Source organism: Acinetobacter sp. 228, assembly GCF_048147885.1.
Genome location: NZ_JAYWYV010000652.1, coordinates 1 through 1007, shown reverse-complemented (window position 1 = coordinate 1007; position 1007 = coordinate 1). Strand labels below are relative to the sequence as shown.

Sequence of the window (1007 nt, the reverse complement as noted above, 5' to 3'; positions counted from 1 at the left end):
CATAAGGGTTATGATTTTGGTGAGTACTCGGTTGAAATTGATTTTCATACCAATCGAGAGCATGAAGAACATATTGAGCGTCGTATTGTTTTTAAAGAACTTCCAAACGAAGAACTTCAGCAAAAAATCTTAACCATATGCAGTAAAACCCCAGTCACTAAAACTTTGTTACGTAGTTTAGACATTCATACTGTGCTTGTTACAGCATATAAATGCTATTTTGTTGCGGTGGATGATTTATATCCATCACACAAATGGAATAAAACAGCATGTTCACATGCTGTTTTTTATGTAAAAAAGAAAAATAAAAGTAGGCAATACCATGATTAGTGTACACCACCTGGAATGTTCGCGATCGTTTCGGATTTTATGGGCTTTAGAAGAGTTAGGCTTGGATTATGATATTCATTTTTATCAACGTCTTCCGAACTATTCAGCACCAGAAACATTGAAATGTATTCATCCGCTCGGCAAGGCACCTATTTTGACAGATGATGAGCAAGTTATCGCAGAATCGGCTGTTATTTTAGAGTATTTGCAGCAGCGATATGATCAAAAGCAGCAGTTTAAACCTAAGCAAGCTCAGGATTTACAGCAGTATATTTACTGGATGCACTATGCCGAAGGCTCACTTATGCCGTTATTAGTGATGACTTTGGTCATGAACAACGTCAATAAACATGTACCTTGGCTAATTCAGCCTGTGGCAAAGAAAATTACAGAAGGGGTTAAAGCAAATTTTGTTCGTCCACGTATGAAAGACCATATTAGTTTTTTAGAAAATTATTTGGCTGAGCATGAATATTTTGCAGGGGATTTTTCATTTGCAGATATTCAAATGAGTTTTCCACTAGAGGCTTTACAGTCACGTCTTCAAGGTAAATATCCGCATATTCAAGCATTCTTACATCGGATTCAGCAAAGACCAGCTTTTCAAAAAGCGAGACAGAAAGGTTTAGGGTCAAACGAAAGAAATTGTGCTGATATATAAAAGAAAAGGAACAAAT

At 36.3% G+C, this 1007-nt stretch carries 1 protein-coding gene and 1 pseudogene; both read left to right on the top strand.

Annotated elements, in window-relative coordinates; genetic code table 11:
• Positions 1–204: pseudogene (locus VXQ92_RS21610) on the top strand (OsmC family peroxiredoxin); the annotation flags it as partial.
• A gap of 118 nt (positions 205–322) precedes the next feature.
• Positions 323–991, top strand: coding sequence for a glutathione S-transferase (locus tag VXQ92_RS21605; RefSeq protein ID WP_000626445.1), 669 nt, complete (start codon positions 323–325; stop codon positions 989–991).
• Positions 992–1007 lie beyond the last annotated feature (16 nt).